General features: G+C 35.7%; 23 protein-coding genes, 1 tRNA gene and 1 pseudogene. 12 read left to right on the top strand and 13 right to left on the bottom strand.

All coding sequences use genetic code 11. The features are described from left to right. Positions 1–11: 11 nt before the first annotated feature. Positions 12–758: a 3-oxoacyl-[acyl-carrier-protein] reductase gene (gene fabG, locus IPK91_10980; protein MBK8297778.1), complete on the top strand. Its 747-nt coding sequence runs from the start codon at positions 12–14 to the stop codon at positions 756–758. A gap of 37 nt (positions 759–795) precedes the next feature. Here fabG and IPK91_10975 read toward each other — a convergent pair whose 3' ends face one another. Next, positions 796–1,107, bottom strand: a complete 312-nt coding sequence (locus IPK91_10975; GenBank protein MBK8297777.1) for an antibiotic biosynthesis monooxygenase — start codon at positions 1,105–1,107, stop codon at positions 796–798. A 343-nt stretch (positions 1,108–1,450) separates the two neighbouring features. Between IPK91_10975 and IPK91_10970 the strand changes: the two genes are divergently transcribed. The 8 genes and pseudogenes from IPK91_10970 to IPK91_10935 all read left to right on the top strand — a co-directional run bounded on the left by IPK91_10970 (position 1,451) and on the right by IPK91_10935 (position 8,054). After that, positions 1,451–2,434: a PhoH family protein gene (locus IPK91_10970; protein ID MBK8297776.1), complete on the top strand. Its 984-nt coding sequence runs from the start codon at positions 1,451–1,453 to the stop codon at positions 2,432–2,434. Beyond that, positions 2,421–2,615 (top strand): hypothetical protein, encoded by a 195-nt coding sequence (locus IPK91_10965; protein ID MBK8297775.1) that lies wholly within the window; start codon positions 2,421–2,423, stop codon positions 2,613–2,615. Before IPK91_10970 ends, IPK91_10965 begins: the two co-directional genes overlap by 14 nt. Before the next feature lie 77 nt (positions 2,616–2,692). Further along, complete coding sequence (locus IPK91_10960; protein MBK8297774.1) at positions 2,693–3,907, top strand: right-handed parallel beta-helix repeat-containing protein; 1,215 nt, start codon at positions 2,693–2,695, stop codon at positions 3,905–3,907. A gap of 174 nt (positions 3,908–4,081) precedes the next feature. Next, positions 4,082–4,963, top strand: coding sequence for a putative sulfate exporter family transporter (locus tag IPK91_10955; GenBank protein MBK8297773.1), 882 nt, complete (start codon positions 4,082–4,084; stop codon positions 4,961–4,963). Positions 4,964–5,201: 238 nt separating this feature from the next. Next, a complete protein-coding gene (locus tag IPK91_10950) occupies positions 5,202–6,548 on the top strand; it encodes a hypothetical protein (GenBank protein MBK8297772.1) in 1,347 nt (448 codons plus the stop codon). 116 nt (positions 6,549–6,664) lie between these two features. Continuing rightward, positions 6,665–7,016, top strand: a pseudogene (locus tag IPK91_10945) (type II toxin-antitoxin system RelE/ParE family toxin). Continuing rightward, positions 7,000–7,302 carry a helix-turn-helix transcriptional regulator gene (locus IPK91_10940; GenBank protein MBK8297771.1) on the top strand — a complete coding sequence of 101 codons (303 nt, stop codon included), beginning with the start codon at positions 7,000–7,002 and terminating at the stop codon, positions 7,300–7,302. Before IPK91_10945 ends, IPK91_10940 begins: the two are co-directional and overlap by 17 nt. A gap of 260 nt (positions 7,303–7,562) precedes the next feature. Then, on the top strand, positions 7,563–8,054 hold the full coding sequence (locus tag IPK91_10935; GenBank protein ID MBK8297770.1) for a hypothetical protein: 492 nt from the start codon (positions 7,563–7,565) through the stop codon (positions 8,052–8,054). A gap of 57 nt (positions 8,055–8,111) precedes the next feature. Here the strand turns inward: IPK91_10935 and IPK91_10930 are convergent, their stop codons facing one another. Beyond that, positions 8,112–9,626, bottom strand: a complete 1,515-nt coding sequence (locus IPK91_10930; protein ID MBK8297769.1) for a polysaccharide biosynthesis C-terminal domain-containing protein — start codon at positions 9,624–9,626, stop codon at positions 8,112–8,114. A 49-nt stretch (positions 9,627–9,675) separates the two neighbouring features. Here IPK91_10930 and IPK91_10925 point away from each other — a divergent pair, with 49 nt between their 5' ends. Genes IPK91_10925 through IPK91_10915 form a run of 3 tightly spaced genes read left to right on the top strand, consistent with a single transcriptional unit; the run spans position 9,676 to position 12,167 of the window. Continuing rightward, complete coding sequence (locus tag IPK91_10925; GenBank protein ID MBK8297768.1) at positions 9,676–10,719, top strand: M42 family metallopeptidase; 1,044 nt, start codon at positions 9,676–9,678, stop codon at positions 10,717–10,719. Between the two features lie 26 nt (positions 10,720–10,745). Beyond that, positions 10,746–10,991: a 4a-hydroxytetrahydrobiopterin dehydratase gene (locus IPK91_10920; GenBank protein MBK8297767.1), complete on the top strand. Its 246-nt coding sequence runs from the start codon at positions 10,746–10,748 to the stop codon at positions 10,989–10,991. Between the two features lie 15 nt (positions 10,992–11,006). Further along, positions 11,007–12,167, top strand: a complete 1,161-nt coding sequence (locus tag IPK91_10915; protein ID MBK8297766.1) for an aminotransferase class I/II-fold pyridoxal phosphate-dependent enzyme — start codon at positions 11,007–11,009, stop codon at positions 12,165–12,167. Between the two features lie 44 nt (positions 12,168–12,211). Here the strand turns inward: IPK91_10915 and IPK91_10910 are convergent. From IPK91_10910 to recA, 11 genes are all read right to left on the bottom strand, one after another. Beyond that, positions 12,212–12,285: transfer RNA gene (locus tag IPK91_10910), tRNA-Met, on the bottom strand. Positions 12,286–12,409: 124 nt separating this feature from the next. Then, positions 12,410–13,900 (bottom strand): tetratricopeptide repeat protein, encoded by a 1,491-nt coding sequence (locus IPK91_10905; protein ID MBK8297765.1) that lies wholly within the window; start codon positions 13,898–13,900, stop codon positions 12,410–12,412. Positions 13,901–13,918: 18 nt separating this feature from the next. After that, complete coding sequence (locus IPK91_10900; protein MBK8297764.1) at positions 13,919–14,677, bottom strand: hypothetical protein; 759 nt, start codon at positions 14,675–14,677, stop codon at positions 13,919–13,921. A 2-nt stretch (positions 14,678–14,679) separates the two neighbouring features. Beyond that, a complete protein-coding gene (locus tag IPK91_10895; protein MBK8297763.1) occupies positions 14,680–15,465 on the bottom strand; it encodes a Nif3-like dinuclear metal center hexameric protein in 786 nt (261 codons plus the stop codon). Continuing rightward, a complete protein-coding gene (gene rfaE2, locus IPK91_10890) occupies positions 15,465–15,950 on the bottom strand; it encodes a D-glycero-beta-D-manno-heptose 1-phosphate adenylyltransferase (GenBank protein ID MBK8297762.1) in 486 nt (161 codons plus the stop codon). The genes IPK91_10895 and rfaE2 overlap by 1 nt, the downstream gene beginning before the upstream one ends. Further along, positions 15,937–16,983 carry a flippase-like domain-containing protein gene (locus tag IPK91_10885; GenBank protein ID MBK8297761.1) on the bottom strand — a complete coding sequence of 349 codons (1,047 nt, stop codon included), beginning with the start codon at positions 16,981–16,983 and terminating at the stop codon, positions 15,937–15,939. The genes rfaE2 and IPK91_10885 overlap by 14 nt, the downstream gene beginning before the upstream one ends. 6 nt (positions 16,984–16,989) lie before the next feature. Next, positions 16,990–17,337 (bottom strand): aspartate 1-decarboxylase, encoded by a 348-nt coding sequence (locus IPK91_10880; GenBank protein ID MBK8297760.1) that lies wholly within the window; start codon positions 17,335–17,337, stop codon positions 16,990–16,992. Positions 17,338–17,388: 51 nt separating this feature from the next. Next, complete coding sequence (locus tag IPK91_10875) at positions 17,389–18,246, bottom strand: pantoate--beta-alanine ligase (protein MBK8297759.1); 858 nt, start codon at positions 18,244–18,246, stop codon at positions 17,389–17,391. A gap of 155 nt (positions 18,247–18,401) precedes the next feature. Further along, positions 18,402–20,585 (bottom strand): TonB-dependent receptor, encoded by a 2,184-nt coding sequence (locus tag IPK91_10870; protein MBK8297758.1) that lies wholly within the window; start codon positions 20,583–20,585, stop codon positions 18,402–18,404. A gap of 396 nt (positions 20,586–20,981) precedes the next feature. Further along, positions 20,982–21,728, bottom strand: coding sequence for a class I SAM-dependent methyltransferase (locus tag IPK91_10865; protein MBK8297757.1), 747 nt, complete (start codon positions 21,726–21,728; stop codon positions 20,982–20,984). Positions 21,729–22,341: 613 nt separating this feature from the next. Further along, positions 22,342–23,388 (bottom strand): recombinase RecA, encoded by a 1,047-nt coding sequence (gene recA / locus IPK91_10860; GenBank protein MBK8297756.1) that lies wholly within the window; start codon positions 23,386–23,388, stop codon positions 22,342–22,344. Between the last annotated feature and the right edge of the window lie 453 nt (positions 23,389–23,841).

The raw sequence follows: 23,841 nt of genomic DNA, 5'->3' as shown, positions 1-23,841 counted from the left end.
AATTGTATTATATGTGTAAGATTCCGGGAAAAATAAGTTTAGTAACAGGAGGAAGCCGTGGCATTGGTGCAGCCATCGCAGAAAAACTAGCTAAAAACGGTTCGCATGTTGCCATCACCTATGTGTCATCTCCGGATAAAGCTCAGGAAGTCGTTCAACGTTGTGAAGCATTTGGTGTTAAAGCCAAAGCATATCAATCCAATGCAGCCATTTATACAGAAGCCGAACAATTGATTCAACAAGTTATATCAGATTTTGGCGGACTGGATGTCCTTGTAAATAATGCAGGCATAACCAAAGACAATTTAATCTTAAGAATGACTGAAGAACAATGGGATCAGGTGATTACCACCAATTTAAAATCCTGTTTTAATCTTACAAAACACGTTGCCAAACAAATGATGAAATCCCGAAGTGGTTCAATCATAAATATTTCTTCAGTTGTTGGTGAATTTGGAAATGCAGGTCAATCCAATTATGCAGCCTCTAAAGCCGGCATGATTGGATTTACAAAATCCATGGCTAAAGAATTGGCATCGCGCAACATCCGATGCAATGCCATTGCACCTGGATTCATCGAAACTGAAATGACCCATGTGCTGGATGAAAAAACCAAAGAACTCTTTCTTAAAAACATTCCATTAGGCAGACTGGCTCGACCCGATGAAGTGGCCGATGTTGTTACATTCCTTGCTTCCGAACAATCAAGTTATGTTACCGGACAAGTAATTAGCGTGTGCGGAGGCTTGAATATATAATTACGAATTACGAGGGATCAATTACGAAGGAAAGAAATTAATTCGTAATTCGTAATTGATCATTCGTAATTTCCACAAAACTCCAAGCTTCAGGCTTTGCATTAAATAAAATTTTTGTTTTGGCCCAGGTCGTTTTAAATAATTCTGATTGTCGATACGATTCAAGATCGTTTACAGAGTTCCATTTGCTAAGCGTTGCTAGAATAGATGGATTGCGATCTTCTTGCAATAATGATAATTCAATACAACCCTTACTTTGACGAATGAGTGGTGCAGCTTCGTTAAAAATTGCAATGAATTCTTGCAACTGTTCTTCAGGAAATGACATTTTGACGATGCGAAGAATCATGTGAAACAATTTAGTAAGTTCAAAAATAAATCATTGTTTACATCTCAAACTCAAATTAATTAGAATTGTATTGATTCATCCCTGATTCGAACCTGTTCGCAAGGATTTTGGCAATTATGGTAGTTATTCCAGCTATTATGAAAACTAAACAATTAATTAATACTATATTAATTTACCCAGCAATTTAATTAATCAGTCGATTTTGTAAGGACGCTGTTTGGGGCTGACATTTGAAATGAGCTCATTATTGCAATTTTTCAAGGTCTGCATAGTAGATTTGTAAATCCAGAAAATACCAACTAAATTTGTAACACATTATTCCTAATACCAAAATCCTAACTATTTGTCACAAAGTGAAATCATCCTAACCGTCGAAAATGTCGATCCGGTTGCCTTGTTTGGAGAAAACAACAATAAACTCAACCTCATTCGAAAATCCTTTCCTGAAACCACCATTACGTCTCGGGGTTCCCTGTTAAAAATCATCGGTAAGAAAAAAGATACCCAGGCCATTAAGGAAAAAGTTGAATGGATGGTTAAGCTTTTAAAAGAACGCAAAGAACTTAGTTTGCAGACCGTTGAAGAATTGCTTTTGGGTGAAAATCCCTTTCAACAAGTCGCAACACCCCAGGAAAGTAAAATGGTGTTGGTACATGGGCGCGATGGACGCGTCATATTTGCAAAAACAAAAAACCAACAACTCCTCGTTGAAGCCAGTTCGCAAAACGATGTTGTTTTTGCCATTGGCCCTGCCGGTACCGGTAAAACCTATACAGCAGTTGCTCTTGCAGTCCGCGCACTTAAAAACAAGGAAGTTAAAAAAATCATTTTAACCCGTCCGGCAGTAGAAGCCGGCGAAAGTTTAGGTTTTTTACCCGGAGATCTGAAAGAAAAAATAGACCCCTACCTGCGTCCACTCTATGATGCTTTGGATGACATGATCCCTGCTGAGCGACTCCAACACTTTATGGAAACCCGCGTTATTGAAATTGCCCCATTGGCTTTTATGCGTGGACGAACCCTCGATCATGCATTTATCATTTTGGATGAAGCCCAGAATTGTACTCCATTACAGATAAAGATGTTCCTGACTCGTTTAGGTCCCTCTGCTAAATGCATCATTACAGGTGATTTATCCCAAATTGATTTGCCATACAACCAAATTTCCGGATTGCGTCAGGCAACCAGGTTGCTGCAAAATATATATGGCATCACCAGTATTTTTCTGACCCGTGACGATGTAGTTCGACATCGTTTAGTCAAGGATATATTAAAAGCTTATGAAAAATCTGACAAAGCAAATCGCAGATCTGATGAAGAAGAATAAAAACTCGCTTTTATCCTTGTGTTTACTTTTACAAATTTCTATAAATGCACAAACGGTTTTACGAGTAGGACCCGGACAAATTTATACTAACCCAGTTCAGGCTGCTGCAGTTGCAAAACCCGGAGACACCATATTAATTTATCCGGCTGTTTACACCGGAGCTTTTTTATTGAAAATCTAAAAGGAACGCATGAAAAATGGATTACACTGAAAGGATTAATCAAAGAACAGGTCATATTTCGTGGTGGATCTGAATCCATGCATTTTACAGATCCCAATTACCTGCGCATTTCAGATTTAACCATCGAAAGACAAACTGGCAACGGGATGAATATAGATGATGGTGGAACATTTAATACCGTGGCCAAGCAAGTGATTGTTGAAAATTGTACATTTCAGGACATGGCTGCAAGTGGAAACAACGATATGTTGAAACTTTCAGGATTGGATTCCTTTAACATCACAAAATGCAATTTTATTAATGGTTCTGCTGGTGGATCCGGAATTGATATGGTTGGTTGTCATGCAGGCAAAATCAACAAAAATACGTTTACAAATCAAGGCAGCAACAGCATTCAGATGAAAGGTGGGAGTTCAAATCTCCATATAGAAGCAAATTATTTTATAAACGGTGGACAACGTGCATTAAATCTTGGCGGCAGTACAGGAGCTGCTTTTTTCCGGCCGGCTGGAGCTGATTACGAAGCAAAAGATCTATTGGTAAGTGCCAATATATTTGAAGGCGCTTTTACTCCCATTGCATTTGTTGGTTGCCGCAATGCGCAGGTGATCAATAACACCATCATACGGCCTCAAAACTGGATCATGCGCATTTTACAAGAAAGCAGCGACACCAGTTTTTACAAATCATGTGCAAATAATACATTTAGTAATAATATCGTAGTCGTTACAAATAGTTTATCGACTGATGTCAACGTGGGTCCTTATACTTCACCAGCCAGTTTTACATTTTCAAATAATTTGTGGTATCATTTAGATCGAAGCAATTGGACCGGACCAAATTTACCTAAACAAGAAACAAATGGCATTCGACAACAAAACCCCTTATTTGTTGATCTCAACAACAAAAATTATCATTTGCAAACCAATTCTCCAGCTATAGCAAAAGGTATAAGTTATCCAGGGGTACTATTTGATTACGAAGGTAAATATTTTAAAAATCCACCAGCCATTGGTGCATATGAAACCGGAATTATCATCTTCAATAAAGATTTAAACAAATTGGATTCCATTCATTGGGCTTACAATTCAAACAATCGGACTATTTCGATTTTTAATATTCAACATGTATGTCAAATACAACTGCTTGATATGAATGGAAACTTTTTAAAATGCTTTAATAATTGTTCCAACCAAATCCATTTGGATGTAATGGATTTTATTCCAGGTTTGTATTTTATCCAACTTATCAATCAGAAAGAGCAAAAGTTTATTAAGTTATTGATTCATTGATTTGGAGGAATTTGGAATTCATTTATTCAATAAAAGGTGCTAAGTAGAATCGTTTTAATTTTTGTTTGAAGTGTTAAATTTAAAACGATCATCAAAAAATAGTTATTCATCTTCCTTTAGAATAGAATTTATTTAGTGAATACCCATCAACGAGGTCTATTTATCCTGGCAGCCATGCTCTGCCTGACTCCATACATTCAGCCTCCGGTTGCACTCTTAATTGGAATTATTTGTGCACAGACCCTTCATCACCCTTTTCCAGAAATGAATTCCAAAATAATCTCCTGGCTACTAAAAACTTCAGTCGTCGGTTTGGGTTTTGGCATTAATTTATATCAAGCAATTCAAGCCGGAAAAGAAGGTTTCCTATTTACAATTTGCTCTATAAGTTTAACAATCTTATTGGGTTGGATACTATGTCGTTGGACTAACATGGAATCCAAAACTTCTTATTTGATTTCTTGTGGTACAGCAATTTGTGGAGGCAGCGCCATCGCTGCCATTTCTCCCATAATCAATGCCAACGAAAAACAAATGAGTATCTCATTAGGTACCGTATTCATTTTAAATGCAATTGCGCTGTTGATCTTTCCGGTAATAGGACACTATTTAAACATGAGTCAACACCAATTCGGACTTTGGTGTGCCGTGGCCATTCATGATACCAGTTCGGTAGTTGGGGCAGCTGTAAAGTTTGGAAACGATGCCCTCCAAGTAGCTACTACAGTAAAATTAGAACGTGCATTATTTATTATACCACTTTCTGTTTTCACAATACTAATCACCAAACAAGCGACAAAAAAAATAAAATTTCCATACTTCATCGGTCTGTTTACTGTTTCCATTTGTATTGCACATTATTTTCCTCAATTCGACAAAGCATATACTTTGATCGTTTGGTTGGCAAAACGCGGACTTAACTTAAGCTTATTCCTAATTGGATCAGGACTGAGCTTGGAAACTATTAAATCAGTTGGTCCAAAGCCATTTGTACAAGGATTAATTCTATGGTTAATCATTAGCATGATCTCGCTGCTATTTATTATTAAAACTTGATTTCAATCAAATATTTAATAGTATTCAGGTATGCTGTTCTTTGATATAAAATAAGTTATGGGACGCTTTGTAAAATATTTTTTACTTAAATCTATTAGTAATTTTCCAGAAATTCTGTTTCTTAGCGATGAAAATTGCCTTAATTTTATAAACCGAAAATTATTTTTACCCAATGATTTCTAATCTTAAACCCGTTTATTTGTTAGGCTTAGGAATCCTAAGCATTTCATTGGCTCACATGAATGTTTCAATGGATCTTGCAGGATGGATTGCTTGTGTTCCATTTTTAGTCTATCTGCGACAAACTAAAGGGGCTAAATCAAAATGGTTGTTTGTAGTTGGACTCATCGCGGCCTGGTCTGTATGCATTGCAAAAATTGTCTCTCCACCAATACCGTTTGCAATGATCTTTTTATTTTCCATACCCATCAGTTTATTTCAGTTGCCCGCATATTTAATTTGGGATCATTACAAAGACCGTTCCTGGGCTTTGCTTCTGTTTCCGTGTGTGCTGGTCATCATGGAATGGATTCAATACAGTTTTACACCGTTTGCGAGTTGGGGTGTTGCAGCTTATACCCAATCACACAGTTTAAACATTATGCAAAGCCTTTCAATCTTTGGAATGCCCGGATTAAGTTTTCTTATTTATTGGGTGAATGGTTCATTTGCAGAATGGCTTGTGAAAAAAACTACTACAAAACTTAGTTTTGAATTTCCACTTACCCTCCTTCTGTGCTTGCTTTTATTTGGTTCTTTACGATTTGAATTAAATAAAGCAAAATCTAAAGAAATGATCAAAGTTGCAGCTATAGGAACGGATTCTGATGTAGGAGGTTATCCGTTACCTTCAAAAGAACGCAATGATTCCGTCAAACAAAACTTATTTCAGCGCAGCACATTAGCTGCTCAAAATGGAGCCAAATTGGTTGTATGGAATGAAGCAGCAACATTCATTTTACCAGACGAACTTCCACTGTGGACCGATTCCCTTTCTGAGTTGTCAAAGCGACTGGAAGTTGCATTGGTTGCTGCTTTTATTATCCCATTTTCGGATTCTCCCATTCAGTATAAAAACATCTATTTATTCTTTGACAACAAAGGCAATTTACTTTATACTTACAATAAACATCAACCCGTTCCTGGCGAGCCTGCAGTAAAAGGAGAAGAACCATTAAAAGTCTTTAACATTTCAGGAGTCAAAACGTCTGCGGTAATTTGTTATGATTATGATTTTCCATACCTGGCAAAAGCTTATGGTGATTTAGATGCAGATCTCATAGCGGATCCATCTTCAGACTGGAGAGGCATTGATCCGCTCCATTCAAGAATGGCTGCATATCGTGCAGTAGAGCAGGGCCATTCCATAATTCGTTCTACAAGATTTGGCATGTCCGCAGCGATCAGTCCGTATGGTGAATTTCTTGCTCAAATGAGTAGTTATGACATCCACGACAAAGTGATGATGGCTCACCTACCAGCTCAGGGAGTCAAAACCATTTACAGTGTGATTGGCGATGCATTGGTCTATTTGTGTTTTGGATTTGTCTTTTATTTCTTTTACAAACAAAGAAGCAAGATTTAATCGTCAAGGGATATTAGTAGATAGTTATAGGAGGCTTCAAAAAAAAACGAAAAAATTGAACTAAGTTTAAAAATTCAGGTTGTTCTTTCGGACAACTTTTATTACCTTTGCAGCTGATGAGCAATAGTAAGGTTAGAACGATCTATATCTTCAAAGAGTACTTTCCTAACTTCTAAAATAAGCAAAGTCAAAAAGTAAAAGAGAAGATTATATGGACCTTTAAGCTAATTGAACAAATAGAACAAGTCCCAGAAGAATATTTCAAACATCTTGAAGGAACTAATGGACTTTATGAAATAAGAATTAAACTTGGAAGCAATATTTTTAGAATCCTTTGTTTTTTTGATAAAGGCAAGATTCAAGATTATTGTAATAGGCAATGGCTTCCAAAAAAAGTCCCGTAAGACTCCAAAATCAGAAATTCAAAAAGCTTACAAAATAAAAGATGAATATGAAAAAGATGAATAATGTAAAATCCTTAGATCAATTTGTGAATGAACAATATGGCAAGAAAGGAACTCCAAAAAGAGATAAGCTTGAAAAAGGGTATGAATCATTCAAGCTTGGAGTCATATTGCAACAAGCAAGATTAAAAAAAGGACTAACTCAAGAAGAATTAGCCAATAGATGTGGTACTAACAAAGGCTACATTTCCAAAATTGAAAATGATATCAAAGAGGTTAGAATTTCTACGTTACAAAAAATTGTTGAAATGGGCCTGGGCGGTCAACTTAACCTTTCTATAAAACTTTAAGAAAACAACACCCGCATAAGAAGTCTCCTCTAACATGAGATTAATGCAAGCAGCGCAAGAATTTTTCATTCAAGAAAAATCCATAAATTAGGTCTAGGTTTGAGACTTTTTGCTATCATCTAAAAATGCTCTGCCAGCATCAATCTCTGAACCGTATGCGCGAAGATTCAACGATACTTCGCCTATGCCCAATAGATATTGGTTCAAAGTTTTACGTTCCTCCTTTATCCAATTTTTAAAAAAATACTATTTTTGCTAGCATGAACAATCCAATTGACCTAAATTACTCCACATACTGGCAGCGCCTCCGGTATTATTTTTCCATTGCACCAATGGAATTGAAAGTATTCTTTGCTTTTTCAATAATAACTGTACTCACATACTTGATTGTTATCTTATTTTTTAACAGTATACTTAGTGAGTCTTTAAAACCAATTGTTGGAAATAATATATTTATTCCGTATTTATTGACTTGTAGTTTTATAGCTGAAAGTATGGCAGGAAAAAGCTTTCTACATCCAAATCTAAGATCCAACTATACTTTAGTTATATTTCTTCTCATTTATACAGCATTTAAAATTTATGATTTTGTGGCATGGAATGGTGAAGATTTTGGAAACCCATATCTTATGAAAAATGAAGGTCAACCGGTTTGGACTATTCTGATTCCTGCTTTCTGGATTTTAGTGTTGTTGTCTCCTAGAATTAAAAAATATTATCAGAACTTAAGGCTTGCATATGAAAAACTTTAATTGAGTTTTTCCTAGCATTTCAAGATTTAAAATAAAATGAATTAAATTCCAAATAGTTTACCAGTCCCTGGATTGTTGGCCCTTTAATTTATTAATTCCATTAAATTCCAAAGTATAAACTACTCCTACAAACAACATTAAAATAACCAGCGAACCGAATTGCCTAAACCAGAAACTCAAATCCATCAGTGCATAGACCTTTGGGATTGCTATACTGATTAAAACACAAACGATGAGGTAACTACTCATCCTCCATAATTTATACGGTATCGGAAAATACTTTTGTCCCTGATAATACGACATTGCACAAATAAATAAATAGCAAGCAAGATTTGCATATGCTGCCGAAGCATTGCCTAAATAAGGGATTAAAATAATGTTTAATAAGATCATTAAAAGCATTCCTGAAAAACTAATCCAGGCAGCCAGATAATTTTTATCTGCCAATTTATACCAACTTGAAAAATTAGAATAAATCCCTGCAAATATGTTGGCAAGTAATAAAATATTAATTAAAAATAATTCGCCCCGAAAATTCTTATCGAGCAAGTATGCAAACAGATCGCGGTATAATACAGTAAACAAATACACAAAACTGCAACTGATGACAAAATACAAGGACAAACGAGCGAAATCTGTTCTGGAATGCTCAGCATGTTTGTGCCTGAAAAAAAATGGCTCCGCTGCATAATTAAATGCAGTGACAAATAAATTCATAATAACCGCCAGTCTCGCAGCTGCATTGTACGTACTGCTCTTGTCCAGATTTTCCAGAATACTTCCCGGCAAAAAATACTTTAACAAACTGGTTGCACCGTATTGGATAATAATAAATGAAAAACTCACAATGACTAATGGACTTGCATAGCGCATTACTTGCTTAGCCATTGTCCAATCTGCTTTCTGAAAACTTTCCCTGATTTCTGGAATCAAAAAGACAAAACTGATCATCGAAGCAATGAGGTTAGCCAGCAACACATATTTTAATTGTTCTGCCGGACTTCCGGCAAAATAGCTAACCATGCCAATGACTAAAATAACATTTAATAAAATGCTGGATAATTTAATCCAAGCATATCGTTGCGCTTGTTTTTGATAGCGAATTTTCGAAAAGGGAAGTGCACTGATAACATCTAAAACACAAATCCATGCTGCCAAATAGATATGCATTCGCAAATCAGGATAATTCAATAATGTTTCTATAGGTTCAATAAAAAGATAAACACCTGCTATAAAAATAATACAAGCAATAAAAACAACCTGACTGGCTAATGGATAAATCTTTGTCTTTGAATCTTCATCTGATACAAATCGGAAAAAAGTAGTTTCCATTCGTAAACCTAAAATTCCAAGAAACAAGGCAATAAAAAAATAGATCTCTGTATAAATTGAAAAGTATGCACGATTATCAGAAAAAACGCTGGTAAGGAAATTTGTGACCAATAAAAAATTAATCAATCTTCCCAATGAATAACTCATTCCATAGATAAGTGTTTCCTTTGCCAGAGATCTCAAACTTGTCATAATACAAAGGTCATAAAAATCAATCGAATACATAGTACGAAAAGGCATATTTATTGTTTTAGCTCAGATCCTTTATTTTTACATTTCGGAGAATGTTATGGTGGATATTAATTTATTAAAGCAAATTTGTTCTTATCCGGGTGCTCCGGGTTTTGAACATGCCATTCGCAGTTTTTTAAAAGATCGCTTGGTTAACTATTGTGATGATTTGCAAATCGATCCAATGGGTAATTTAATTGCTTTTAAAAAAGGACGAACCGACCATAAACTGATGATTTCAGCACATATGGACGAAATTGGCTTCATTGTCCAACACATCGATGAGGAAGGCTTTATCCGCTTTCTGCCTTTGGGTGGATTTGATCCAAAAACATTGACAGCTCAACGAGTAATCATACATGGGAAACAAGATGTTATTGGAGTCATGGGATCAAAACCCATACATTTAATGACACCGGATGAACGTTCCAAGGCCCCTTTATTAAAAGATTATTTTATAGATACCGGTTTGGAAAAATCAGTACTACAATCTTTAATTTCCGTTGGAGATCCGATCACACGCGAACGCGAATTAATTCAAATGGGTAAGTGCATTAATTCAAAATCATTAGACAACCGAATTTCTGTTTACACCTTGGTTGAATGTTTGCACAGTCAGGAAAAAACAATACCAGAAACGGATTTGTATTTTGTCTTTACCGTTCAAGAAGAACTCGGATTGCGTGGTGCAAAATCAGCAGCACATCGCATCGCACCAGATTATGCAATAAATGTAGATACAACCATAGCCTTTGATGTGCCCGGTGCTCAACCACATGAAATGGTAACAAAACTAGGTCATGGCGTAGCTATTAAGTTATTTGACAGCAGTGTGATTCCAGATATTCGCATGGTTAATTTTTTAAAAGACTGTGCTTATAAATCAGATATTAAATGGCAGGCCGAATTATTGACTGGAGGTGGAACAGATACAGCTGCTGTACAAACTTCCGGAAATGGTTGCATTGCAGGTGCAATATCAATACCAACCAGGCACATTCATCAAGCCATCGAAATGGTTCATGAAGAGGATGTGTATGCTGCTTTAAATTTGTTGAATTCAGCCATTCGGAATTTAACAAGTTTTAATTTCAATTTTTAAACAAACGAAAAATTAAATAGAAAATTATGTGGCATGAACACAACAACAAACTGGAAGCACGATTAGAATTCAGAGATTTTGGTGAAGCATTTGCCTTTATGACAGAAGTAGCATTTCAAGCTGAAAAATTAAATCACCATCCAATATGGACCAATTCCTGGAATATTGTTGATATCACGTTGACAACACACGATGAAGGAGATACCATTACCGAAAAAGATCATCGAATGGCCGGTGAAATAGATCGAATTTATAAAAAATATACAAAGTAATTTGATTTCTTAAGCATGCCCTTCACCAACGAAAGTAAATTGCCGCTGTCTGGCGTTTCTATTTTTGCGCAAATGACTGCAGCTGCTATTCGCAATCAGGCAATTAATTTAGCTCAAGGATTTCCCAATTTTAGTCCACCATCGGAATTATTTGAATTTCTTAACGAAGCAGTAAGCAATGGATACAACCAATATGCAGCAATGCCCGGATTGGATTTGTTGCGAAATCAAATTGCTCAACGAATTCAACGTGATTATCAATTTAATGCAAACCCGGATACAGAAATCACGGTAACAGCAGGTGCAACTCAAGCAATCTACACGATCATTTCGAGTATCATCCAACCGGGAGAAAAGGCACTTATATTCGAACCAGCTTATGATTCGTACGGTCCTTCTGTTTTGGTCAATGGTGGCATTCCTGTTTATTTGCGTTTGGAATTACCTGATTTTAAAATTCCCTGGGATGAATTGGAAACCATTTTGAAAAAGGAAAAAATAAAAATTATTCTGATTAATAATCCGCACAATCCTGCCGGTCGGATTTTAACAGCGGAAGACATTACACGCATTCATCATCTCACCAAAGATTTAAATACTTTAATTATATGGGATGAAGTGTATGATCTGTTGATATTCGACCAACTTAAACATCAAAGTGCTTTGTTGTATCCAGAATTAATGGATCGTTCGGTCATTGTTTTTTCAATGGGTAAAACGTTACACAATACCGGTTGGAAAGTAGGCTATACCATAGCCAATCCCAAAATCACCGATGAAATTCGAAAACTCCATCAATTCACCGTTTTTTCAGTCAATACACCAGCCCAATATGCGATCGCAAAATTTATGGAAACTCAATCCACATTTTTTAATTCGCTTCCTGCATTTTACCAAGAAAAACGAGATTACTTTTTCCAAAAAATGAAAGTGCTTCCATTCAATTGGCTTTCCTGTGAAGGTTCTTATTTTGCATTGGCCGATTTCAAACACCTGAGCAATCTGAGCGACCGTGAATATGCTATGGAACTCGTTGAAAAATATAAGGTAGCTGCCATTCCACTCTCTCCTTTTTATCATGATGGCTTTGATCCAAAATTACTCCGATTCTGTTTTGCTAAAACTAATGATACCATTGATAAGGCAGCAAACCAATTACGAATTACGAATGATTAATTAGGCATTCGTAATTCGTAATTGAAAATTCGTAATTGAATGAGTAGCGTGGGGGAGGGTTGAACTCCCGACCTTGTGATTATGAATCACACGCTCTAACCAGCTGAGCTACCACGCCATCAATTCGGATACGTCTAAGCCTTTTATAGGGTTAAACGCTTTATAAACCTGTAATAATCAGTCCTTTGTAAAACATTTGCTACAAAACGGGTTGCAAAAATAGGGGTTTTTGTGAATTTTCTTTAATTTAAACGTGACAATCCTGCTTTGGCTTTTTGGTGGATGGATCGTTGGTATTGATCCGGTTGTGTCCCTAATGCTTTTTGATAATATTGAATGGCCTCTTGTTTTTTACCTTGATTCTCATAAATGATTCCTATTTGCAATAACGCATTGCAACTCATGTAAAATGTATTGCTTGGATCAAATTGCAATACATCTTCAAATTGATGGATTGCTTCTTTAAAGTTTTGTTGCAGCTGAAAAATTCTACCGAGGCGGTAGGCATATTCCAATTTTAATTGAACGTTTTGATAATAGGTATTTTTAAAAGGAGCCAAAACCTCTAAGGCTTTATCAGGAAAATTACCATCTGTTAGCAATCGGGCTCTCAATAAAATGGAATCGGGGATCACTCCAGATTTTGCTTCAAAATAGGCTTGCTTATCTTCATCTAATTGTACATTTCCTCGGTTCAAACATTTTGTAATGTGCAATCGGTACATTCCAATATTTCCCCGCATGCGTGAACACCATGCCAACTTTTGATAACTTTCTTTAAGATGATTTTGTCCCTTATAAACTTGTAGGTATTGATAAAAACTTGCTTCTGCACTAAAGTCAAGTTTATTCAATTTACATAAACCAAGTAGATAATGCAAATAAGGAAATTGATCGCGTTCATAAATTGGTAAGGATTGCAAAATATTAATTGCAGCATCTGTATAACCACATCGAATGGCTAATCTGGATTGTACATAAGCATATAAGGGATTGGGATCTGCATATCCCATTTTCTTAACCCAATACGCATAGGCGATTTCTGGTTTGTTTTCCAGATAGGCCGTGATAAATGCCAACGCTGCATAGGATTCTTCTAAAAAAAGATCTTGGGTCTGCTCTGCATATTTAATAAATTTCTCTAATTCTTGTTTACCCTGTACGATTTGTCCTTTCAGTCCGATCAATCGGGCCGCCCACTTGTAGGTATCTGGAATTCCTGCTAATAGAGCATGCAGAATTCCTAAAGATTTATAACTGTAAATAAAATCAGGAAATTCTTGGATATTTTTTTCCAAGAGCGAGGATGCACTATAAAAATCTTTAAACCCTGAAAATTGTTCGCCTGATTTAAACGACATCATTGCGCTGTGCAATAAGAGTTCGGATTCTAAAAATCGTCGCCACTGAATTGGCAATTCTGATTTCTTTACTGATTCAATAAATTGATCCCGTTGCAGATTCAATGTTTTGGAATCAATCCATTCTTCCAAAATAAAAAAGCGATAAAAACGTAAACTGCTGCGAAGTAATAAATACGCATTGTTCGCTAAACTGTCTGAACTTGCATCTAAATGCATTTTTGCTTTTGAAAGTTCTAATGAAATAATTTGACGGTAAATGGATTTTACCTTAGGACTAAATACACAATAGGCTTGTGAATGAACTGAAAGCGATCCAATAAATAATAAAAAGTAACTTAAGGCAAACCGGCAGATGCTGCTCAGGTTCATAATACCTTATGAAAATTCCTAGCCTTCAACTTCCATGATCTGGTCATCGACCAAAACGCGTCCACAATGTTCGCAGGCAATGATTTTCTTACGCAGGCCAATTTCGAGTTGAACTTGAGGTGGCACTTGGTTAAAACATCCACCACAGGCATTTCTTTTAATGGGTACCACTGCCAAACCATTGCGGTATCTTTTCCGAATGTTGTTATAGGCAATCAACAAACGAGATTCTATGACTTTTCTGAATTTTTCAGATTTCTTACTCAGGGTAGCTTCCTCTTTTTCAGTTTTTTCAATGATTTTACCGAGTTCCTCCCGTTTTTCTTCCACTTCCTTCTGCTTTCCTACAAAACGTTCTTTAACTCCTTCTAAAGAAGCTTGTTTTAATTTTATTTGCTCTACCATTTCTTTAATTTTCTTCTCAGAAAGTTGAATTTCAAGACGTTGTAGGTTAATTTCCTTATTCAAAGCATCATATTCACGGTTATTTTTAACCCCGTTCAGCTGCTTTTCATATTTTTTGATGTTTTCTTCATATTGTTTGATGTTTGTCTTATGGTTGACATGGTCTTTCTCCATGTCCACAATAGAAGACTCCAATTTGGTGATCCGGGTGGTCAACCCAGCGATTTCATCTTCCAAATCACTTACAGCCACAGGTAATTCACCTTTAACGATATGAACCTGATCAATTTCAGAATCAATTTGTTGAAGCTCATATAACTGCTTCAATTTCAAGCCAATAGATATTGTTGCCGGTACAGTTGCTTTAGACATAATTAATAATATTGGATTGGATTTGTATTAATTTTCGTACAATGGGTCGCAAAATTACGGAATTTTTGTGAAATTAGCCCGTATAAAAGTTCAATTGTAAATTGCTCACTTTCAAAATGTCCGATATCGGCCAAAATGATCTGGTCATTGGATTCAAAAAATTCATGGTATTTCAAATCAGCCGTAAGAAAGAGGTCCGCTCCCTTAGAAATAGCTTCCTGAATTAAAAACGAGCCCGCACCACCACAAACTGCAATACGCTGGACCATTGGCTTTATAATTGCACTGTGGCGAATTGTGTGGCACTGCATTCGCACTTTCAGACTGTCTAAAAAATCATAACTCGCTACCGGCTTTTTAAATTCACCCAAAACACCGCTTCCTATCATTGTTTGAGTGTCTTTAGGTTTAAGTATTTCAAGATTTTTCAAGCCAATACGCTGGGCAATTTTCTCATTCACCCCATGGGTCAATACATTGTCCAGGTTGGTATGGATGGCATACAGTGCAATGTCATTTTTTATAGCTTTTATGAGTGCCTTTTCAACATAATGAGATCCATTAATTTTTTTAAGACCATAAAATAAAATCGGATGATGACTTACAATTACATTGCATTTTAAATCAATTGCTTCCTGAATCACCGCTTCTGTACAATCCAATGAGCACAGTACGCCTTTAATTTCCATTGCAGGGTTTCCAACAATCAAGCCACTGTTGTCATAGGCTTCTTGCAACTGGATTGGAGCGATGCTCTCTAAGTACTCGGTTAGTTCATGTACAGCCATTAGGATTGGTTTTTAATTTTTTCTTCAATGGAAGTTGTTGAAAATCCATTGTAAAACGGCAATGAGTATACATGCCCACCCTGTTGTATCACAAAATCCGATCCAACAATTTGCTTTACATCCCAATCACCTCCTTTCACCAATACATCGGGAACAATGAATTGAATTAATTGCAAAGGGGTATCTTCTTCAAAAACGATGACAGCAGAGACACATTCCAATCCTGCCAGTACATATGCACGGCTTTGTTGAGGATTGATCGGTCGTTGAGGTCCTTTTAACCGGCTCACCGACGCATCTGCATTCAATCCTACTATTAACCGATCTCCTAAATTGCTTGCTTCATTCAAATAGCGTACATGGCCTTCGTGCAATATGTCAAAGCAGCCATTCGTAAATACCAGTTTCAATCCTTCTTTTCTCCATTTTGAAATTAATTCCAAAACAGCAGTGTCTTGTAATATTTTAGAATCAGGTTTGCGCATTTGAAACGGATGTTTTATTAAACCAACTGATGGCAATTAAAGATACAAAACCAAAAATGATTAAAGCAAAAAATTGTCCGAATGCAAATGCAATGTTTGCAAAAGAAAATGAATCTGCTTGATTCAATCCGTACAATCCAAGCCCAATGATAACCATAAAATGATAGGTTCCCATGCCTCCTGGAGATGGAATAAATACACCAAAACTACCAAATACATAAACCACAAGTATTTGAATAAGACTTAATTCAGATGTCGGGCCATAAGCTTTACAGGCAAATACAAACATGAAATAAAACCAAAACCAAATCAGAATGGTGTGTAACAAAAATAAATTTCTGTTTTTTAAATTTCGAATGGAAACAATGCCTTCCCAAATTCCAGCCAGCATGTGCATGAGCTTTTTTACAAATACCCAATTCCTTATGATGGTTCTGAAAAAATAAATCGCTGCAAATAGGATCCCCAGCGAAATCAAATAATAAACATTAAAATTTATAGTTGGTACTTGTGCATAGTTTGTAAAAAAATTTTGAAAGCTTGCAGTATCCAATGCAAGTGCTACTAAGACCAACACAAGAAAAGAAATCATATCAGCAATCCGATCCAATACTACGGTACCAAACACTTTGTCAAAGGGCAGTTTTTCATATTTGGCGTAAATAACTGCGCGAACAAACTCCCCGATTCGGGGCAATCCCAGATTGGCCAAATAAGCAATATTAATACTCAGATAGGCATTTCTGAATTTGGCATCGTGTCCAATGGTATTCAAAAGGATTTGCCAGCGCTTGGTTCTCGAATAATTTGTCATAAAAAATCCAACAAACACCAAACAAATCCAAAAATAATTTAAGGTGCTAAAATCAGATTTTAGTTTATTTAATAAACTGCAATCCGTTAAAGAAATCTGGTTTGCTTCACAATAAACTAAATAGGATTCTTGATTTTTTTGGTATAAAAAATACATGATTCCTAAGCCAACACTTAGAAATACAATTAGCTGCAAAACTTTTTTAATGGTAGATGACAATCCGTTTTACTTTATTCGGTTCTTCTCATCTACATGAATAGATACCGGATGAAAATGTTGTGCTTCTTCTGGACTCATAAAAGCATAAGATATCACAATTATTATATCCCCAACTTCCGCTTTACGTGCAGCTGCTCCATTCAAACAGATCACTCCTGAATTTGGCTCTCCTTTAATAACATAAGTTTCAAATCGTTCGCCATTATTATTATTGACTATCTGCACTTTTTCTCCTTCATACAAATTTGCGGCTTGCATTAAGGATTCATCGATGGTGATGCTCCCAACATAGTTTAAATTAGCTTCGGTAACGGTTGCTCGGTGAATTTTTGACTTAAAAAACTGAAGTAACATGGGGCAAAATTAGCGTATTTATAGAGTAAATCCATATTCACCCTAAATAGTTCATTGCGGGGGCCCTTTTAGTACCAAATTATCAATTAATCGAACATCTTCTGCCCAACAGGCTACACATGCCACGATATACACATGTTTTTCAGGATTTTTTACGTTTTGAAGGCTAATTCCATCTACAATTCGCAAATATTCCATTCGTAAGCCTGCATTCGTCAATTTTTCCATTTCTTGAGCCAACAAATGATCTAGATCCTTTATATATAATTGTTGCTTTAATTCTTGTAAAATGGTATAAATAATCGGGGCAATTTTTCGCATACGTTCTGACAATCTCAAATTTCGTGAACTCATTGCCAATCCATCCAGCTCTCTCAGTGTTTCTCCTACAATTAATTTGACTGGAATTTTTAATTGTTCAATCATATGATACACTAAGGTAAATTGCTGAAAGTCTTTTTGCCCCATAACCAACACATCCGGCTTAACGATATCTAACAGTCGGTAGACAACTTCCAACATCCCTTTAAAATGCCCGGGACGAAATTCTCCCTCAAGAACTTCATCCAAAATACCCAATTCGATAGTTATTGCCGGATTCAAGCCGGGTGGATAAACTTCTGAAACAATTGGAACAAATAATACATCACAATCGACCGCTTCTAAAAGATTGGCATCTTGTTCAAGCATGCGAGGATATTTTATTAAATCCAATTGGTTGTTAAATTGACTGGGATTAATAAAAATACTCACTACCACGGTATCCGCATGTTCCTTCGCTTTTTGGACCAAAGACAAATGGCCTGCATGCAATGCGCCCATCGTGGGTACAAAAGCAATTTTTTTTCCGTTGAGCTTACTTTGAGAAATTGAATCTTGAAGATTCCTTACTGTGGTAAATAGCTGCATATGAACTCCAAAGATAGGATTGGAATTTTTATTTAACCACGAAATTGAACTAACAAACCGAATTTATATGAAATCGAATAAATTAAATTATATTTCTTTAAACACGCTATTAAAAACTTGCGGACGATTGCAAATATGGGGTATTAAAAAATCTCCTACAGCTTAATTGCAATCGTTGCAGACAAGGTTCTTCCATCAGACGGCCAAATGCCTGGACCAGGATAAAATTGAGGTCTTTTTGTAAAGTAATCTTTGTCTAAAACATTGTTGCAATTCAACTGAAGGCGAATCTGATCATTGAAATAGTAGCTAACATTTAAATCCAATAAAAAATAGGATGGAACCAAACCCGATGCAGCATTTGCTGTTGGTTTGACCGTGTTGATTGCATCTGCAAACGTACTGGAGGTAAAGCTTCCCAAAATTGATGTGCTCCATTTGCTGTATTTAACATTCAAACCATTGCGACTGATCCATTCTGGTACACTTTCTACTTTATTGCCACTTAAATCAACATTTTCATTTCCATTTCGCAAACTCGCTTTTTTATACCGGGCATCCATGTAAGACGTTGAACTAAAAATACTGATGGCCAATTTTTTACCTGGATAAAAATCCGTTTGAACAAAACATTCTATGCCCTTTGTTTCAGAGTTTCCAATATTGGTTCTGAATATAATTAAATTACCTGCACTGTCTTTTTGTGCAATCGTACCCAATCTGTTATCGTACTCAATTAGAAATGCACTTAAGTCCCATTTCAAAAATTTCCAGTTCCCTCTGAAACCCATTTCTATATTGTATCCATGTGCATCTTTCAAGTTTTTATCTGAGATTTCATACAAAGATCCAGGTATGATATCTTTTAAGATTACAGGTCGATAAGCCTGTGACCAACCTGCATAGATATTATTGTATTCATTGAATTTATATTCTGCATTCAATCCAAACAATGGAAAAGAATGCTTAATTTGATTGGGAAGTTGGTCATCCGGATAGTAATTAATTTTCCCGCTTAAGTCGCTTTGACCGGTTTCATAACGCATACCAGCACTGATAGAAAAATCAGTTAAAGGATTCCATTTGTTTTCAACAAAAAGAGCCAGATTGTTTGTTTTAAAATGTAAATCCCGTCCCCATCCAGGTGTAACTAAACTGAGGTCAAAATCACTTCCGGTACTGCCCTTCCCCAATTGCCTGCGGTTTAAATCATTTCGGATTAATTGAAAACCTGTGGCTAAATTGCTGTGTGTTTTTCCTATTTTATAATGCTGCAACAAGCGGGCTTCTGAAGTAAAACTATTAAAATTGTCAATATCAACTTGACGGTTGTTATATTGTAAAGTTTGTGCATTGATTGTGTCTTTAATATTGGTTGGTTTATCAAATAATACACTGTTTCTTTGCCCAAAAAGATAGGCATTGGTAAAACTTAAATGGGTATTTTTCGAAAGTTTCCATTCCAACCTTAAAGACGGAATGTGAATGTTAGGATTATAATAATTTCGGTTCCTGGTTGCTTGCCTTGGATCTTCTTCAAATTGAGCATCTGTCAATGCACCTGCTAGATGAATCGTATAATTTGAATGCGTCCATTCTAATTTTATTGAAAGATTTTCACTGGCCTGATACTTTAAACTGATTCCTTCCGCATTGTATTTTGAATCTCCTGATTTTCGATATCCATCCAAAGATTTTTTTACAAACCATCCGCTGTAAGTCCATTTAGAATAATTTCCAGAAAACATATTGAAACTACTCAACAAACCATAAGAACCCGCAGTGTTTATAGATTCAAATCCAAAAGTATCTTCTTTCTTAGGCTGCTTGGTTACATAATTAATCATTCCACCAAACTGTGCGCCATATTGCAAAGATCCTGTACCTCTAACCAATTCAATATGATCTATGGCTTCCATAGGCACATTGTAATGACTGGCAGGATAACCATACATATCTGAATTGGTCATGATGCCATCTTTGCGAATATTAAATTCCCAACCACGGTGTGGATCCAAGCCTCTTGTTGAAACATTTAATTGATTTCCGGTTCCGTCCATATCATATACAAACACACCTGGAATTTTAGCAAAAATCTGACGACCGTATTTTTCTGAAACTGAAAAATCTTTGCGACTTAAATCAATCCATTCATTCTTTTTTCCTGAATAAATAAAATTGTCTTGAATTCCCGGAAGTCGTTTAATATCCAATTCCGTTCTGGTTGCTTCTATCGTAATTCCTTCCAGCAATACTTTTTTAAGTGTATCACTTAATTGCTGTGCTTTATTTTGAAAAGAGATTAATATAAAAAAAGTAAAAATCAAAGTAATTCTCATCGTAACTATTTACATAGCAAAAATACTAAGTTTAAATACCAATTACTATAAACAATTTAAAACAATTATTTATAAACTGTTAATTATTATTTAAACAGTTTAATTAATCGGGTGTATTAGATAAAATACAATTTGTAATCTATTCAATTAGGCTTACTTATACATTAACTTAAGAAGCGCTTAGAATGCAAATAAAGTCTACTCGTTAAATAGTTCGAATCCTAAAAATAAAAAATCATACTAAAAAAGAAAATGAAAGCGTGATTTCTCAAATCTATTGCAAAGAAATATAAAGAATTATTTTAAAAAATCGCATTTAAAAAATCAATTTTAAATAATTCCAGCTTCATAAAATTGATTTTAAAAATTTCCTTTTTTAGAACAAAAGTCTTGGCTTTAGGAAATTAATTTAACAGTACCCATCCGCAAATGGCATGGAAAATAGACCGATTTCATTGTTTGATCTGGCCATTCAACTTTCAGTTTTTCATCTATCCAAGGCAATAGATCTGTAGTGTTTTTTGCCCTATAGTGTTTCAATGCAGACCAGGTACTGATATACCCTGTAAAATGTTCACGCGTCCATTTGTATGCTATGCTAAAGGGTGGGCAATGAATTGCATCAAATGGAAATGGAATGGTTGTATATGCATCTGTGATATATTGTCTTTCAGGATCCCAATAAGCACCCAGCGCATCTTCATAAATTTCCATAATAACATTATTGAGATTCCCTTCTAATACCGGATTATTATAAGCCCACGCGGCCAAAACTCCATCAGGCTTCAAAACTCGATGTACTTGTTTGTAAAACACATTAAAATCAAACCAATGAATCGCCTGCGCAACGGTAATTAAATCAATGCATTTATCTTCTATTGTACTTTGTTCTGCTGATTCTAAACGGTATTCAATATTTTCTGATTTAAAAGCCTGATCCAATTGCTGCCTGCTGATATCCGTAGCAATAATTTTTTTAAAATGAAGCGCTAGCTCCATTGCAACTTGTCCATTACCCGTTCCACAATCCCAGGCAGTTTGTTTAGTCTTGCAATGATCTAGGATAAAGCGTATCAGTTCCTTTGGATAGCTTGGTCTGTATTTTGAATAATCTGCTGCAACTTCTGAAAAATTATCTTTCATAAAACTAAATTAGTCAATTTACTGGTGAATAAGAGACAAACAGTGGATTACTTTTTATTGGTGCTTTTTAAATGCATTCTGGAAATAAACTGATGTCAGATAGTTCGTTAGTTCATTTGAGATTCAAATGAGCATTAAAGATAAAATTCCTTTAAGCAATTTGCATGGAGCTTATTAAAAATTTCATTGTGTACAAATTTCAAGAAGGATATTGGATTTGAACGGATGTTGGCTCCTAATGAAATTTACAGAATTATTACTTTCAATTCATTCAAATAATTTCATATAAATCCAACGAACCAAGGAATGACTATATCCCAAGCGGTAACTTATGAATAAATTTTATTTTTGACTAAGATAGGCTATGCACTTGAACTTCCATTCTACTTAAAATAAGAATAGCGAGACTATGTATTCATCTCGCTATTTCGGATATATATGGGAAATTAAGAATAAAGCAGAAATACTGCTTCTTTTTTTGATTCAATTTAGTACAACAAAATTAAGAATTGATTTTAGAATGCCAAATTTAAATCATGAATAATTTTAAAATTATTAAATTCGTATTTTATAATTGCACATTCCCCCATTCGTAATTCGTAATTCGTAATTATTAACTCTCCTCCTCTTCTCCAGCTGCAACCTTTACCAATTTTCCGGTAGCTAATTTCAATTTGATTTTTTCTTCAATTTCTTTAGAAAGTTCAGGATTGTCTTCAATAAATTGCTTTGCAGAATCTCTACCCTGTGCAATTTTTGTGCCTTCATAACTAAACCATGAGCCACTTTTTTGAATGACTCCCATATCGGAACCCAAATCCACGATTTCACCTGATTTTGAAATTCCCTGGCCATACATAATATCAAATTCTGCAGTTCGGAACGGTGGAGCCATTTTGTTTTTCACCACTTTAACTTTTACCCGGTTCCCCAAAATATTACCATCCTTATCTTTTATTGCATTGCTGGTCCGACGAATATCCATCCTCAAAGACGCATAAAATTTAAGCGCATTCCCACCGGTGGTTGTTTCCGGATTTCCAAACATGACACCTATTTTTTCACGCAATTGGTTGATAAATATGCAGCAACAGCCCGTTTTTCCGATGGTGCCTGTAAGTTTACGCATAGCTTGAGACATCAGACGCGCCTGTAAACCCATTTTGGATTCTCCCATTTCACCTTCAATTTCACTTTTTGGAACCAGTGCAGCCACAGAGTCGATCACAATGATATCAATAGCACCTGAGCGAATCAGATTTTCAGCAATTTCCAGTGCTTGCTCGCCATTATCAGGCTGTGAAATCAACAAATCTTCGGTATTAACTCCCAATGCTTCGGCATAGGCCCGATCAAAGGCATGTTCTGCATCAATAAATGCGGCAATTCCTCCTTTTTTCTGTGATTCAGCAATCGCATGAATGGCTAATGTGGTTTTTCCGGAACTCTCAGGTCCGTAAATTTCTACAACCCGCCCTTTTGGCAGGCCTCCAATTCCAAGTGCGATATCCAATCCCAACGAACCGGTAGAAATGGAATCAATTTCATCCAAAACCGGCTTATCGCCAAGTTTCATAATACTGCCCTTTCCATAGGTTTTCTCCAAACGGTCAACGGTTAATTGCAGGGCTTTTAATTTTTCATCTCTTTCTTTAGACATATTGTAATTTATTATATAGATGCAAATTTAATATATATCTTGATAGTTGGTAGGTGTTAGTTGCTGGTTGTTAGGTATTGGTTGTTAGGTGTTAGTTGCTAGGTGTTAGTTGCTGGTTGTTAGGTGGTAGTTGCAGGTGTTAGTTGCAAGGTTGTTGATTGATAAAATAAATTAACATTTCAGGACTAATCAATCTTCGAATATCTTACTTTCGATTCCTGACGGCTGACTTTCGAATTATGGCAGAGAAGTTGTAATTAACTCACCAACTAGTTTTAGCTGAATTACACTCTTTTGCTAACAGCTTTTCAGCTTAATAGCTTATCGGCTTCTTCTTTTTTGACTCTTGACTCCAGATTTGCAGCTTAAAGGCTGTAACACACCAAAATCTTCTTTATGCTTTTCAGCTTATTAGCTTATCAGCTTTTTTGACTCCTGACTCCAGATTTGCAG

It is taken from the genome of Saprospiraceae bacterium (assembly GCA_016712145.1).
GTDB lineage: Bacteria > Bacteroidota > Bacteroidia > Chitinophagales > Saprospiraceae > Vicinibacter.
Note: the sequence above shows the minus strand (reverse complement) of the source record. Positions and strands in the feature narration are given on the sequence as shown.